Annotated in this window: 11 protein-coding genes; 6 read left to right on the top strand and 5 right to left on the bottom strand. The window is 60.2% G+C overall.

Annotated features, from left to right (window positions below):
* The first annotated feature begins 43 nt into the window (after positions 1 to 43).
* The 3 genes from NW818_RS08845 to NW818_RS08835 are packed head-to-tail and all read left to right on the top strand — an operon-like array spanning position 44 to position 2,827.
* On the top strand, positions 44 to 1,873 hold the full coding sequence (locus NW818_RS08845; RefSeq protein WP_414424340.1) for a proline--tRNA ligase: 1,830 nt from the start codon (positions 44 to 46) through the stop codon (positions 1,871 to 1,873).
* Between the two features lie 21 nt (positions 1,874 to 1,894).
* On the top strand, positions 1,895 to 2,512 hold the full coding sequence (locus NW818_RS08840; protein WP_414424339.1) for a hypothetical protein: 618 nt from the start codon (positions 1,895 to 1,897) through the stop codon (positions 2,510 to 2,512).
* 27 nt (positions 2,513 to 2,539) lie between these two features.
* Positions 2,540 to 2,827: a hypothetical protein gene (locus tag NW818_RS08835; protein WP_414424338.1), complete on the top strand. Its 288-nt coding sequence runs from the start codon at positions 2,540 to 2,542 to the stop codon at positions 2,825 to 2,827.
* 81 nt (positions 2,828 to 2,908) lie between these two features.
* On the opposite strand, the gene NW818_RS08830 is transcribed toward NW818_RS08835, so the two are convergent.
* Both NW818_RS08830 and NW818_RS08825 read right to left on the bottom strand, forming a co-directional pair.
* The gene (locus tag NW818_RS08830; protein WP_238376920.1) at positions 2,909 to 3,958 is read right to left on the bottom strand and encodes a hypothetical protein; all 1,050 of its coding nucleotides are present in this window, start codon (positions 3,956 to 3,958) and stop codon (positions 2,909 to 2,911) included.
* Between the two features lie 328 nt (positions 3,959 to 4,286).
* On the bottom strand, positions 4,287 to 4,772 hold the full coding sequence (locus NW818_RS08825; protein WP_414415778.1) for a hypothetical protein: 486 nt from the start codon (positions 4,770 to 4,772) through the stop codon (positions 4,287 to 4,289).
* 179 nt (positions 4,773 to 4,951) lie between these two features.
* On the opposite strand from NW818_RS08825, the gene NW818_RS08820 reads away from it, so the two are divergent.
* On the top strand, positions 4,952 to 5,086 hold the full coding sequence (locus NW818_RS08820) for a hypothetical protein (protein ID WP_414351941.1): 135 nt from the start codon (positions 4,952 to 4,954) through the stop codon (positions 5,084 to 5,086).
* Between the two features lie 407 nt (positions 5,087 to 5,493).
* Here NW818_RS08820 and tkt read toward each other — a convergent pair whose 3' ends face one another.
* Positions 5,494 to 7,494, bottom strand: a complete 2,001-nt coding sequence (gene tkt / locus NW818_RS08815; protein ID WP_414424337.1) for a transketolase — start codon at positions 7,492 to 7,494, stop codon at positions 5,494 to 5,496.
* Between the two features lie 175 nt (positions 7,495 to 7,669).
* On the opposite strand from tkt, the gene lipA reads away from it, so the two are divergent.
* Positions 7,670 to 8,563, top strand: coding sequence for a lipoyl synthase (lipA, locus tag NW818_RS08810; RefSeq protein ID WP_414331107.1), 894 nt, complete (start codon positions 7,670 to 7,672; stop codon positions 8,561 to 8,563).
* Between the two features lie 91 nt (positions 8,564 to 8,654).
* Here the strand turns inward: lipA and NW818_RS08805 are convergent, their stop codons facing one another.
* Together NW818_RS08805 and ppsA are read right to left on the bottom strand one after the other, a co-directional pair.
* Entirely contained in the window at positions 8,655 to 9,929 is a 1,275-nt protein-coding gene (locus NW818_RS08805) for a dihydrolipoamide acetyltransferase family protein (protein WP_414424336.1), read from the bottom strand.
* Between the two features lie 81 nt (positions 9,930 to 10,010).
* Positions 10,011 to 12,476, bottom strand: a complete 2,466-nt coding sequence (gene ppsA / locus NW818_RS08800) for a phosphoenolpyruvate synthase (protein WP_414424335.1) — start codon at positions 12,474 to 12,476, stop codon at positions 10,011 to 10,013.
* Between the two features lie 337 nt (positions 12,477 to 12,813).
* On the opposite strand from ppsA, the gene NW818_RS08795 reads away from it, so the two are divergent.
* Positions 12,814 to 13,767 (top strand): RluA family pseudouridine synthase, encoded by a 954-nt coding sequence (locus tag NW818_RS08795; protein WP_414424341.1) that lies wholly within the window; start codon positions 12,814 to 12,816, stop codon positions 13,765 to 13,767.
* Positions 13,768 to 13,967 lie beyond the last annotated feature (200 nt).

Raw genomic sequence — 13,967 nt, 5'->3', positions numbered from 1 at the left:
GCTGATCGCGTAAGCGGGACGGAGTCCTCAGAGGGGGGAATGGATGCAACAGAGCCAGAGACTGAGCCAGATGCTGTTTGTAACGCTGCGGGAGGATCCCGTTGAGGCCGAGCTGCCCAGCCACAAATTGCTGCTGCGGGGCTGCTTTATCCGGCGGCTCTCCCCAGGGATCTACACCTATCTGCCGCTCCTCTGGCGGGTGCTGCAAAAGATCTCGGAGATTGTCCGGGAGGAGATGAACGCCATCGGCGCTCAGGAGTGTCTTTTGCCCCAGCTGCAGCCGGCAGAGATCTGGCGGGAGTCGGGCCGCTGGGAGGTGTACACCCAGGCGGAAGGGATCATGTTTGCCCTTAAGGATCGCCAGGGACGTGAGCAGGCCCTAGGCCCCACCCATGAGGAGGTGATCACCTTGCTGGCCCGGGATCTCATCCGCTCCTATCGCCAGTTGCCGCAGACGCTCTACCAGATCCAGACCAAGTTCCGGGATGAGATTCGACCCCGCTTTGGCCTGATGCGAGGGCGGGAGTTCATCATGAAAGACGCCTACTCCTTCCATGCCAACGAGGAAAGCCTGCGCCAGACCTACCAGGATATGTACCGAGCCTATAGCCGCATCCTCAGGCGCTGTGGGCTGGAGTTTCGCGTGGTGGATGCTGATGCCGGGGCGATCGGGGGGCCATCGGCGGCCTCGCAGGAGTTTATGGTGCTGGCCTCTGCCGGAGAAGATGAGATTCTCTACACGCCCGATGGCTCCTATGCTGCCAATGTGGAAAAGGCCGTCTCCATCCCGCCGCCAGCGGCAGAGTCTCCCTACACCGCCTTCCAGGTTCTGGATACGCCGGGAACCGAAACCATCGAGAAGCTGGCCGCTTTCCTAAAAATCTCCTCTACCCTGATCGTTAAAAACGTCCTCTACCAAGCCCTCTACGACAACGGCCTGCGGGTGGCAGTGCTACTGAGCATCCGTGGGGATCAAGAAGTCAATGAGGTCAAACTGGCCAACCACCTCAGCCGCCTGGCAGAGCGCTACCAAGCCAGCAAATTGCTCAAGCTCGCCTTGGCCGATGCCGAGATCCAAAACAGTTGGCAGGGGGATCCCATCCCGGTGGGCTACATTGCCCCCGACTTGCCGGATAGCTGTCTGGGCCGGCAAAAAAACCTTGCCCCCCAGATCCTGCGCTTGGCCGACCAGACGGCAGCTCTGCTGCAGAACTTCGTAACCGGCAGCAACCAGGTGGGGCAGCACGTGGTGGGGGCCAACTGGGGCGAGCAATATCCCCTGCCGGAAGTGGTGGATGTGCGCAAGGCACAGGCGGGGGATCGGTGTTTGCTCAACCCCGAGCAGATCCTGGAAACGGCCCGTGGCATCGAGATCGGCCATATCTTTCAGCTAGGCCTCAAGTTCTCGCTGCCGATGCGGGCCACTTTTACCGACGAACAGGGATCCGAGCAGCCCCTGTGGATGGGCTGTTATGGCATTGGAGTATCGCGCTTGGCCCAGGCGGCGGTGGAGCAATCCCACGATGCCAATGGCATCATCTGGCCGGTGGCCATTGCCCCCTATCATGTGGTGGTGGTAGTGCCCAACATCTCCGACCTCGAGCAGATGAGCGTGGCAGAGAAACTGGTGCAGGATCTCGCTACTGCCGGCATCGAGACCCTCTGGGATGACCGGGACGAGCGGGCCGGGGTGAAATTCAAAGATGCGGATCTGATCGGGATCCCCTATCGCCTCACCACGGGGCGCAGCCTCAAACAAGGCAAGGTGGAACTCAGCGAGCGGGCCAGCGGCCAAGCCACGGAAATTCCCATTGAAGAAGTGGTGACCACCCTGAAAGAGCGGATTGAAGCAGCCCTAGCTGTGCCGGACTGAGCGTGGCTTCTCCTGAACCCGATGCTGAACATCTCCATTCTTAAAGAAGACGAATCCTATACTTTTCGCTCTTATTTTGAGATGCCCTACGAGCCGGATGAAATCTTGGCTCAGTTTGGCTATCGACTGGAAATTGGGGAGTGGACATGGCCTGTTGCCCCTGCGCCGCCGCAAACCCCAGTTTTGAAAGATCGGATCCGACAATTGTTACCTTTGGTTAGCTTCACCAGCGAAACAGCGCGGCGGGAATTGCTGGTGGCTCCTGTGCTGACCGAAGTGGCTCTCCATTGTCGAGTTCCTTTGCGGCTGGAGTATCCCCTGATGGTCAACAATTGGTTGGAGGGCAGCCTCGATTATCTGTTGCGAGGGAAGAACATCCTGCTGGTGGTTGAAGCTAAAAAGGACGATCTAACGCGGGCCTTTGTGCAAATGGCTGTAGAAATGATTGCCCTGGCGCAGGTGGAGCAGCAGGCTCAGATCTACGGTGCAGTGACGATGGGGTCTATCTGGCAGTTCGGACAAATTCTTGCCCATCAGCAGATGATCAAACAAGACTTAACGCTGTATCGAGTACCTGAGGAGCTGGAAACCATTGCCGGCATTCTCACTGCCATGGTCAGCAACCCTAGCCAATCGTGAATTAAAAGCGTGAATTAAAAGTAAGTCATGGATCGAAAAACAGTCTGGTTTGCCCTGAAGTTGATGCTGGCTGCCGCCGGAATCAGCATAGCCATCAAATATGGTGGCCCTTACTTGGCCTTGCCGGAGCAAATGCCGGTGGTGGTCGGGATGATCGTTTTGCCCACCTTGATCATGGCCGGGATCCTGTGGCGCTGGCAAATGCAGTCTCCTCTATCCAAAACTCCCCTACAAGCCGGCAAGGGATCCCTGGGAATTGAAGATGATAGAGCCTTCACCCCCAGCCCTTCTCCCAGGGGAGAGAGGGAAGTCTGAACTGCTGGACATGCCAGGATTTCCAGATCCCCTGATGGGTGGGGGGAAGTCTATCGGGATGGGCTGGGATCCCTTGAACCCCTACTGCTGGGTAAGGCGCAAGGTTACCGTTGGGCTGGTTTGGTTGCCGGAAGTGGCCGTGAGATTCACCTGATACACCGTGCCAGAGGCCGGAATGGGAGGCCGAACGGTGATGGTGAAACGGCCCTGGGCATCTGCCTGCACAGTTTGGTTGGTCACGGTCTGTTGGGCGCTGATGATGCCGCCCAGAGAGGTCGAAGCCGTTACATTCACCCGCACCGAAGCATTGGGAGCTGTAGTGCCCTGCAGCGTAAACGAAGAGCCGGAAACCCGATCCCCATCCTGCAGGTTGGTGATCTGAGGCAAGAGGGGGCTGGGGGCGCTGACTGTAGCGGAAACCTCTTGGGTGGTCAGCCGCTGGATGCCCCCGGTGGCCCCTTCGATCAGGCGGGCCGGTTGTTCGGCGGTCATGAAGCGCACTTGGCCGCCATTTTCCAAGCGGGCGACGACGATCCCCTCACGGGTGGTATCTTTCGCCTCGATTAGGGCATTCACCACATAGGTGCCGCTGGAAACTTCCTGAGCCGGCAGGGTTTGCACTTGCCGTCCATCTTGGATGAGGTAAACCGTCACCCGGCTGGAAGGAGTGCCTTTGACGGTAACCAGCAGGATTTCCCCGGCTGCCAAGGGGCGACTGCCGGCATTGTGATCCACCAGGTCGATGGAAGCGCGGACAGGGCTACCCACGGTGAAGCTCCAGGTCACGCGGCGGGTCACCCCCTGGGTATTGGTGAACTCCAGCAAGACTTCCCGACGCCCCGGCGGCAGAGGTTGGGCAGGGCGATAGGTGAAGAAATCTCGGGTGATCACCGACTGGGACGTGACGTCTTGGCCATCCAGGAAAACCCTCACCGTTTCCGGACGCACGCTGACGCCATCTTGGCTGCGAAAAGAAGCCGAGATTGGCGAGGTGGGCTCAACATTGGTGGCCGCTTGAGCTGGGCTGGGATCCGTAATTTGCTGAGCCCTTGCAGGCAAGCTCGACAACCCCACAACCGCAGCACCGATCACCAAGGCCCGGGGAAACCAGGAATACAAGTTATCGCTCATGAGACCATCCGCAAGAAAAAATATAGAGTACAGGCGGACCGCACAGGCAAACAGAGTCCAGGAGAATATCGGCCTCGATATCCTGTTCGCATCCTGTCACAGGGGATGGCCCCTGTCGATACGCCTAAACCTCTGATTGGCTCCCCAATAGAGTCAATTCCAACGTCAAAACCGGGCAAAGTCAACTGCCATCTGCCGTGCCGGATCCCATGTCCATCCTGGCAAAATCCAGAAGATGACTGTAGGTGAGGATGTAAGGGATCCCTTTGATCAACTAACTTGTGTCGTGACCGCCGATCGCCGATCGATTTATGTCAGTTTATTGATATCAATTCACAAAAATAGCCCCTGTCTCTTGCAGATCGAGGCAATGATCGCCGGAGACATCGTTGACCAGCCGCACCTCTACGGTGATCACATTCAAGGGATTCACGCTCACCTGGTAGCCCACAGGAGCCAACATCGGCGTGTTGATGGCCATGCAGTTGGGGATCAGCAGGTTGCTCAGGCGCAACGTTTCGCCGGCAGGCAGTTCCGAGACTTTCTGGCGGGGATCGGTAAAGCCGTATTCCAAAGGCAGACCTGTGCGATTGCGGATCACCAGCTCGGCAGGTAGGTTGGGGTTAAAGCGGGCTACCGGGCGATCGAAGACCGATTGATCGACACCCACAGGCAGGCGCGGCAACGGCACTGTCTGAAAGGTAGGCTGAGCGGCAACCCAGAGGGATCCCTGCAACAACCCTCCGCCAACCCAGCCGCCCAGCAGAGTCGCCAACGTCAAAACCATTCTTTTGCTCCGTTCTGCATAGCTCATGGCTTTCGCCTCAGGATGTGCTTCCAGACTGGTGGGAGTTGGATCCCTTGCCTGCTTGTATTGTTCCCAAAAACGGCTGGCCGGGCCAGATGGCTGCTGTTTTTTCCAGGGTATGCCCCAACCAGCTAAGATCCCGTGGGGGGGGAAGTTAAGTTAGAGTTGGCAATGCAAAGGGAGGCATGGCCATGCCAGCAGAACCGAAAAAGTCGGAGAAAAACTTCTCGTGGAAGGGCAGTGCCGACGCGGGCCGGGCGCTGACGATTTTGGCTGCCGTGGGAGCCGCGGTGATTTTACTGGCGGGGTTCCTACAGTAGGCAAACAGTAGGCAAAGCTGTTTGTGTCTGCAGCCGGCACAAGCACCTCAGCACGGCGGCGGAAGCCAAAGTTTCTTCTTCAAGGCGATTTCAAGGCGATGGTGGCAGCCTGCTCGACTTCCAACTTGCCTTCAAGGATCATCCCCGCCATGGTTGAAGATGTCCTCAAGGCAAAGGTGTTGTCTGCGGGGCAGGAAGCCGCCCTCGACTGCGTTCTCCGCCATGGCTGCCCTACAGAAAGAAGCAGATCCGGATGCTTTGGAAGTCCTGCTGATTGGTTGATGCGAGGTTCGCTACGCCTGTCCGGGTCACGCCGCTGGGCAGCAGGCTCAACAGGGAAAAAAGCCCAGCAGAGAAGGGATCCCTGCTGAGCCCCTTGAAAGCGCCGAGGAAGGGGTAAAGTGCCCTCAGCCCAGCAGCCGGCGGGCAGTGTTGAGCACGTTTTCCACCGTGAAGCCGAACTTCTCCATGCACACCGGGCCGGGGGCAGAGGCGCCAAAGCGATCGATGCCAATGGCCACCCCCTCAAACCCCAGGTACTTGTGCCAGCCGAAGGTGCAGCCTGCCTCGACGGAGACGCGCTTAGTGACGTTGGGGGGCAGAACGGAATCGCGGTAGCTCTGGGGCTGGGCCTCAAACAGCTCCATACAGGGCATAGAGACCACCCGCACGGCCCGGCCTTCCTGCTTCAGTTGGGCGGCAGCTTTCACCGCCAGCTCCAGTTCAGAGCCGGTGGCGATCAAGATCAGCTCTGGGTTGGGGGCATCCACCACCACATAGGCCCCTTTGGCTACGCCTTCAATGGAGGTGCCTTCCACCGGGTTGACCGCCTGCCGGGTGAACACCAGCACAGAAGGGGTGGTCTTGGCTTCTAGGGCCACCTGGTAAGATCCCACCGTTTCGCGGGCATCCGCTGGGCGCAGCACATAGAGGTTGGGGATAGCCCGTAGGGAAGCCAGTGTCTCAATGGGCTGGTGAGTGGGGCCATCTTCCCCCAAGGCGACGGAGTCGTGGGTCATGACGTGCAGCACCCGCACCTGCGAGAGGGCGGACAGGCGGATGGCAGGCCGCATGTAGTCGGTGAAGATCAAAAAGGTGGCGTCGTAAGGGATGAGACCTCCATGAAGCGCCATGCCGTTGGCGATGGCTCCCATGCCGTGTTCCCGCACCCCAAAGCGGAAGTTACGCCCCTCGTAAGAGCCGGCCTGAAACTCTGGGATCCCCTTTAGATAAGTCATGTTGGAGTGGGCGAGATCTGCGGATCCCCCCAGCAGTTCCGGCACGGCCTTGGCCAAGGCATTCAGACACAACTTGGAGAGGTTGCGGGTGGATTCTCTGCCGGTTTCGGCAATGGGGGCCAGCGCTTCTTTCCAGCCCACCGGCAGCTCCCCGGCCATGATGCGCTTGAACTCGGCGGCCTCTTCGGGGTAAGCCTTCTCGTAGGCGGCGAAGCGCTCGTTCCACTCGGCCTCGGCCTTGGCCCCTTTTTCGATGGCCTGGCGGAAGTGGGCCAGCACCTCGTCGGGAATGTAAAACTCCGGCTCCAGAGGCCAACCCAGGTTTTGTTTGGTGAGCTTCACCTCTTCCGGCCCCAGGGGTGCCCCATGGACGCTCTCGCTGCCGGCCTTGTTGGGGGATCCGTAGCCGATGGTGGTCTCGACAATGATCAAAGAAGGCTTGTTGGTGACTTCCTTGGCTTTTTGGATGGCCTCGGCGATCCCTTTCAAGTCGTGGTTGCCATCCTCTACTTTTTGCACATGCCAGCCGTAGGCTTCATAGCGTTTGCCCACATCTTCCGTAAAGGCGATTTCCGTTCTGCCGTCGATGGAGATGTGGTTGCTGTCGTAGAGCATGATCAGCTTGCCCAGTTGCAGGTGGCCGGCCAAAGAAGCTGCTTCGGAAGCCACCCCCTCCATGTTGCAGCCATCCCCCAAGATCACGTAGGTGTAGTGATCCACAATGGTGTGGCCGGGCTTGTTGAAGCGGGCGGCCAGATGGGCCTCGGCAATGGCCAGCCCAACCGCGTTACCCACCCCTTGCCCCAGCGGGCCGGTGGTGACCTCTACCCCCGGAGTTTCAAAGTTTTCCGGGTGGCCGGGGGTTTTGGATCCCCACTGGCGAAACTGCTTGATGTCCTCTAGGCTCACATCAAAGCCGGTCAGGTGCAGCAGCGCGTACTGCAGCATGCAGCCGTGCCCCGCCGAGAGCACAAAGCGATCCCGATCCACCCACTTGGGGTTGCGGGGGTTGAACTTCATGAACTGCTGCCACAACACATAGGCCATGGGTGCTGCTCCCATCGGTAGGCCGGGGTGGCCGGAGTTGGCCTTCTGAACAGCATCCACCGCCAAAAAGCGAATCGTGTTGATGGCAAGTTGTTCCAGAGAGGGAGGAGCAGCAACAACCATGTGGGATCCCTATCGCTCGACATTTGCTTTCCAGTATGCCGTGTTTTGGGTCTTGCTTCCGAGGCGCTAGAGATCAATTGGGCCGGGAAATTGGCTTTGTCCAAATTCCAACGGGGCCAAATGGCAGGCTAAGCTGAGTGATACCGTCGCTGCTGTTTTGTGTTGGAGCACTTCTTTGACTGTTGTTTCTTCTTCTCCTGGCGGCAAACCCTCCTGGCTGCGGGCCAAGGCCCCTCAACGGGTGGGATCCGTCAAACAACTGCTGCGGGACTTGGGCCTAAACACGGTTTGCGAAGAGGCTTCCTGTCCCAACCTGGGGGAGTGTTTTGCCAACGGCACCGCCACCTTTTTGATCATGGGCCCGGCCTGTACCCGCGCCTGCCCCTACTGCGATATCGACTTCACCAAACGCCCTCTGCCCCTGGATGCCACTGAACCCCTGCGGGTGGCAGAAGCAGTGGAACGCTTGGGATTGCGCCATGCGGTGATTACGTCGGTGAATCGGGACGACCTGCCCGATGGGGGAGCCAGCCAGTTTGTGGCCTGCATTGCGGAAATCCGCCGCCGCATGCCCCAGACCACCATCGAGGTCTTGATCCCAGACCTATGTGGTAACTGGCAGGCGCTGCAGCAGATCTTGGCCGCCCGACCGACGGTGCTCAACCACAATACCGAAACGGTGCCCCGCCTCTATCGCCGTGTACGCCCGCAAGGGAACTACGAGCGCTCCCTCAAACTGTTGGAGTTGGCACGGCAATGGGATCCCGGCTTGTACACCAAGTCGGGGGTGATGTTGGGTCTGGGAGAGACAGCCGAGGAGATCTTGCAGGTGATGCGGGATCTGCGCCGGGTGGGTTGTGACATCCTCACGCTCGGCCAATACCTGGCGCCCAGCCCCAAACACCTGCCGGTGGAGCGCTACGTTCCCCCCGAAGAGTTCGACCATTGGCGACGGGTGGGAGAGGAACTGGGCTTTTTGCAGGTGGTGTCTTCGCCCCTAACCCGCAGCTCCTACCATGCCGAGGCTGTGCAAGAGTTGATGCAGCGCTTTCCCAGGAGGAGCTCCTGAGCGCTGGGGCCTCGCCGGCTGCCCGACCTTGTGGGTTGCGCGAGAGAAGAAACCTACTCTGAGATTGGCTCAAGGCCGGGTTTCAGGGCGGCTACAACGTCAGGGATCCCACCTTGTGCTCTATGAGCTGCGCCAGATCTTGCAGGAAGGCCGCTGCATGGGCGCCGTAGATGACACGGTGATCGCAGGTGAGGTTCACCTGCATTTGGGAACGGATGGAAATGGCTTTTTCCGGCGTCGCCACCACCGTGGGGCGAGCAGCGCCAACGGCCAAAATGGCCCCTTGGCCAGGCGGCAAAATGGCGTCGAAGCGATCCACCCCAAACATGCCCAGGTTGGAGAGGGTGAAGGTGCCGCTGGTGTACTCCTCTGGCTGCAGTTGCTTACGCCGCGCCCGCTCCACCAGATCCTTCCAACGGCGGGAGATCTCGTACAGATCGAGCCGGTTGGCCTGCTTCAAGACAGGAGTGATCAGCCCGCCATCCTCCATGGCCACCGCCACCGCGATGTTGATATCGGCTTTGTAGTGGATCCCGCCTTCTGTGTAGCTGGCATTCAGAAGGGGGTGCTTCTCCAGGGTCATGGCCACGGCTTTGACCAAGAGGGCCGTCAGGGTGACTCCTTTGGGCTTCACCTGTTGGTAGAGGTGATCCAGGCTATCGGTGGTGATGGTGTAGCCCACGTGGAACACCGGCACGCCAAGGCTGGCGTTCATATTGCGCACCACCGCCGCTTGTAAAGTGCTGAGGGGAACCGTTTCTCCCAAGGGGACAGCCACAGGAGTTGGAGGCGCGGGGGCTGGAGCAGAGGGGGCAGCCACTGCAGGAGCGGAAAGGGCCGCAGCTCGCTCCACGTCTTCAGCGACGATGCGACCATTGGGGCCGGAGCCGCGCACGGTGCGCAGATCGATCCCCAGGCTTTCCGCCAATTTTTTCGCCCGCGGGGAAGCCACGATCCGCTGGGATCCGGCGCCATCCGATCCATTTGGCAGTGTAGAGGTGGGGGTTGCCGCAGGGGCAGGACTTGTCGGCTGAGCTGCAGAGGCGCGGTCTGCGCTAGGTGGAGCCGCAGGGGTAACGCCAGCAGCGAGGGCTTTGGCTTTTTCCTGAGCTTGGGCCACTTCCGCTTCGCTTTCGGCAATCAGGGCAATGGGGGCGCCCACCGGGGCTGATTCCCCTGCCGGCACCAGGATACTGGCCAGGATGCCGCTGTGGAAGGACTCCACATCCATGTCCGCTTTGTCCGACTCCACCACCAGGATGTTTTCTCCCTTCTCCACCCGGTCGCCGGGGTTTTTCAGCCAGGTGACGATCTTGCCCGTTTCCATGGTGGAGCTGAGGGCCGGCATGGAGAATTCGTGGATCATCGATGGGGATGGGAACACAGTAGAAGAGATTGTAACTCAGGAGACGGGATCCCCGCGCACGTCTCTGGGCCGGCTTTGGGCTCACCGGGCGCCAGCCGCTTCTGCTTCGGCCACCACCAGCAGGGTTTTCAACAGGGAATCGGGGTTGAGGCTGATGGAATCGATCCCCGCCTGCACCAGGAAGCGGGCGAAGTCGGGGTAGTCGCTGGGGGCCTGCCCGCAGATGCCGATCTTGCGGCCATGGCTTTTCACCGTCTGGATTACCTGGGCGATCATCCGCCTGACGGCCTCGTTGCGCTCGTCAAAAAGGTGGGCCACCAGGGCTGAGTCGCGATCCAGGCCCAGAGTGAGCTGGGTGAGGTCGTTGGAGCCGATGGAGAAGCCGTCGAAGATCTGGCAGAACTCGTCGGCCAGGATGACGTTGCTGGGCAATTCGCACATCACGTACACCTGCAGGCCGTTTTCTTCCCGCACCAGGCCGTGGCGGGCCATCTCCTCCAGCACCCTGTGTCCCTCTTCCGGCGTGCGGCAGAAGGGGATCATCAAGATGACGTTGGTCAGGCCCATCTCATCCCGCACCCGTTTCATGGCCCGACACTCCAAGGCAAAGCCCTCACGGTAGCGGGGATCCGTGTAGCGGGAAGCCCCCCGCCAGCCGATCATGGGGTTTTCCTCGTGGGGCTCGTATCGGGATCCCCCCAACAGGTGGGCATATTCGTTGCTCTTGAAATCCGACAGCCGCACGATCACCGGCTTGGGGTAAAAGGCGGCAGCAATGGTGGCCACCCCCTGGGCCAGCTTGTCCACAAAGTACTCCGGCTTGTCGGCATACTGGGCGGTCAGCTCCGCCAGGCGCGGCTCCTCTTTCACCGCCTGCTCGTAGTTGAGCAAAGCCAGCGGGTGGACCTGAATGTGGTTGGCAATGATGAACTCCAGCCGCGCCAGCCCCACGCCATCGCAAGGGATCCCGCTGAGGCCGAAGGCTTTTTCTGGGTTGCCCACATTCATCATCAGCTGGGTGCGGGGACGAGGCAGCTCCTCCAGCGGGATCTCCGTCACCTCATAGGGCAACAGGCCCGGGTAGACCCGCCCTTCTTCCCCTTCAGCGCAGGAGACGGTGATGGGCTCGCCGGAGCGGAGCACCTGGGTGGCGTTGCCGCAGCCGACAATGGCCGGGATCCCCAGCTCGCGGGCGATGATGGCCGCATGACAGGTTCTGCCCCCCTGGTTGGTGACGATGGCGCTGGCCTTTTTCATGATGGGCTCCCAGTCGGGATCCGTCTTCTCGGTCACCAGCACCTCTCCGGCTTGGAACTGATCCGAACGGCGCACGTCTAAGATAAGGCGGGCTGTACCCTGACCGATGGCCTCGCCCACCGCCCGTCCCCGCACCAGAGGTTCGGGCCGCGCCTCCGGCTGGGTGAAGCGATAGGTTGTTAGCCGGTTAGCCACTTTTTGCGATTGCACCGTTTCAGGGCGGGCCTGCACGATAAACAGCTCGCCGGTGAGGCCATCTTTGGCCCACTCGATGTCCATCGGCGTGAAATGGCCCCGCTGCGCCGAGTAGTGCTCCTCAATAAGGCAGGCCCACCGAGCCAATTTGAGGATTTCCTCATCCCTGAGAGCGTATTGCCTGCGCAGGCTTTCGGGGACAGCCACGTTTTTGGTGGAACGGGATCCCTCCTCGTCGTAGACCAGCTTCAGGGCCTTGCTGCCCAGCTTGCGGGAGAGAATGGGGCGCAAGCCCTGCTTCAGGGTGGGCTTGAAGACCACATACTCGTCGGGGTTGACGATCCCTTGCACCACGTTTTCCCCCAGGCCGTAGGCGGCGGTGATCAGCACCGCATCTTTAAAGCCGGTTTCTGGGTCGATGGAGAACATCACCCCCGAGCAAGCCAGATCCGAGCGCACCATCTTCTGCACCCCCACCGAGAGGGCTACTTGAAAATGGTCAAAGCCCTTGATCTGGCGGTAGGAGATGGCCCGGTCGGTAAACAAGCTGGCAAAACAGTGGTGACAGGCATTGAGCACTGCCCGCACTCCACGCACGTTCAGGTAGGTCTCCTGCTGGCCGGCAAAGCTGGCATCCGGCAAGTCTTCTGCCGTGGCACTGGAGCGCACCGCCACATCGGTGTCGGGGCCGTAGCGCTCGCACAGCTTTTGGTAGGCTTCGGCGATGGCCTGCTCTAGCTGAGGGGGGAAGGGAGTTTGCAAGATCAAGGTGCGGGCAGCCTTGCCCCGCTCGCGCAAATTTTGGACATTCTCAATGTCTAAGTCTTTGAAAATCTCCTGCAACTTCTCCTCTAGGCCCGCAGAGGCGATGAACTGGCGATACGCATGGGCGGTGGTGGCAAATCCTGTCGGCACCTGGATCCCCTTTGAGGTGAGCTGCTGCAGCATTTCTCCCAAGGAGGCGTTTTTCCCGCCCACCTGGGCAACGTCCCGCAGCCCCACCTCCGTCAGGGGCAAGACCAAAGGCGGCTCTGAGCCAAGCTGGGGTTGAGAGGGTTGCTGAAGCTGGGATCCCCTGGTTGCTCCATCCGACATGTCTTACCTCCTTCTTAGATCCATTGAGCGATCCATTGAGCCAACGCCAATTGCTGGGGTGTGCTGTGTTGTCGGCTTGGGATCGCTCCCGGCTCTCCTATGCCAACACTCGGCCCAACTCATTCTTGGTGGGCCATAGCCTCACTCTAGTCAGGATTTTCTGCCCCTTAAAATTGCCCAGGGATCCCCCCAAGAAGGCTTAGAAGGCGATGAGACAAGGCAGATCCCCCCACCACCTGCCTGCGGAAGTTGCTGCAAATCTTCGACCTTTTTTACTCAGTGCAAAAGTAGCCGGGCTGCCACAATGGTCAAAGAAGGCAATTTGGGCAACAACGGCATGGAGGGCCACAAGGAGGCTGCAGCAGACATTCGCCAGATCAGGGTGACGGAAAAACAGCAGGGCTTGCGGCTGGATCGAGGATTGGCAGAGCAACTGCCGGAGCTGTCGCGGTCGCGCCTGCAGCAGCTTATCCGCCAGGGCCAGGTTTGGCTCAATGGGCAGCCCTGCCGGGATAAGGATCGCGCCTTGCAAGCTGGGGATGAAGTCGAGGTGCGGATCCCGCCAGCCACCCCGACTGCCCTGCAGCCGGAGCCGATCCCCTTGGACATTCTTTACGAAGATGACGATTTGCTTGTGATCAACAAGCCCCGCGGTTTGGTGGTGCACCCCGCCCCCGGCCACGCCAGTGGCACCCTGGTGCACGCCCTGCTGGCCCACTGCCCCCATCTTTCAGGCATCAACGGCGAGCTGCGTCCAGGTATTGTCCATCGCCTTGACAAAGACACCACTGGTGCCCTGGTGATTGCCAAACACGATCAGGCCCACCAGCACCTACAAGCCCAGATCCAGGCCAAAACCGCCCGGCGCATCTACTTGGGGGTGGTGTTTGGCCGGCCGGCCCAAAGCCAAGGCACCGTCTCTGCCCCCATTGGGAGGCACCCGGTGGATCGGCAGAAAATGGCCGTCCTGACCCCTGGCCAAGGGCGAGTGGCGGTAACCCACTGGCAAGTGTTGGAGCGGCTGGGCAACTACACCCTGATGCAGTTTGAGCTGGAGACCGGGCGCACCCATCAAATTCGGGTGCATGCTGCCCACATGCGCCTACCCATTGTCGGGGATCCCCTCTACACCCAGAGCAAAACCAGCCCTGTTAAGCTGGGCGGCCAAGCTCTCCATGCCTGGAAGCTCTCCTTTGTTCACCCGCGCACAGGCCAGCCGCTGCAGTTTACCGCTCCCCTGCCGGAGGAGTTTGAGCGGCTCTTGCGGCAGTTGCGCAGCCAGGCGGGCTAGGCAGCCTCTGGGGTTTCCCCCTTGCTTTGCCTGGTCATTGCAAACGGCTGTGGAACAGCTGGTTGGTTGATCCCCAGCTCCCCTCGCCCGCAAGGGGTGAGGGTCAGCGGCGAAGGGTCTTCATCTTGTTTGAAACGAGTATGCCCAGTTGTCCCCACACCCGTGGGGGTGAGCGGCAGAGCATGCCTCTAACCCCCAAA

The sequence above is a fragment of the Synechococcus sp. R6-5 genome, assembly GCF_047461775.1.
Lineage (GTDB): Bacteria > Cyanobacteriota > Cyanobacteriia > Thermostichales > Thermostichaceae > Thermostichus.
This window is presented reverse-complemented; position numbering and strand designations above follow the sequence as displayed.

Bases quoted from the DNA above. Each gene is read 5' to 3' on its own strand.
- NW818_RS08830 (WP_238376920.1), bottom strand. From the start codon at position 3,958: ATGAGCGATAACTTGTATTCCTGGTTTCCCCGGGCCTTGGTGATCGGT.
- NW818_RS08845 (WP_414424340.1), top strand. From the start codon at position 44: ATGCAACAGAGCCAGAGACTGAGCCAGATGCTGTTTGTAACGCTGCGG.
- NW818_RS08825 (WP_414415778.1), bottom strand. From the start codon at position 4,772: ATGAGCTATGCAGAACGGAGCAAAAGAATGGTTTTGACGTTGGCGACT.
- tkt (WP_414424337.1), bottom strand. From the start codon at position 7,494: ATGGTTGTTGCTGCTCCTCCCTCTCTGGAACAACTTGCCATCAACACG.
- NW818_RS08795 (WP_414424341.1), top strand. From the start codon at position 12,814: ATGGAGGGCCACAAGGAGGCTGCAGCAGACATTCGCCAGATCAGGGTG.
- NW818_RS08840 (WP_414424339.1), top strand. From the start codon at position 1,895: ATGCTGAACATCTCCATTCTTAAAGAAGACGAATCCTATACTTTTCGC.
- NW818_RS08820 (WP_414351941.1), top strand. From the start codon at position 4,952: ATGGCCATGCCAGCAGAACCGAAAAAGTCGGAGAAAAACTTCTCGTGG.
- NW818_RS08835 (WP_414424338.1), top strand. From the start codon at position 2,540: ATGGATCGAAAAACAGTCTGGTTTGCCCTGAAGTTGATGCTGGCTGCC.
- NW818_RS08805 (WP_414424336.1), bottom strand. From the start codon at position 9,929: ATGATCCACGAATTCTCCATGCCGGCCCTCAGCTCCACCATGGAAACG.
- ppsA (WP_414424335.1), bottom strand. From the start codon at position 12,476: ATGTCGGATGGAGCAACCAGGGGATCCCAGCTTCAGCAACCCTCTCAA.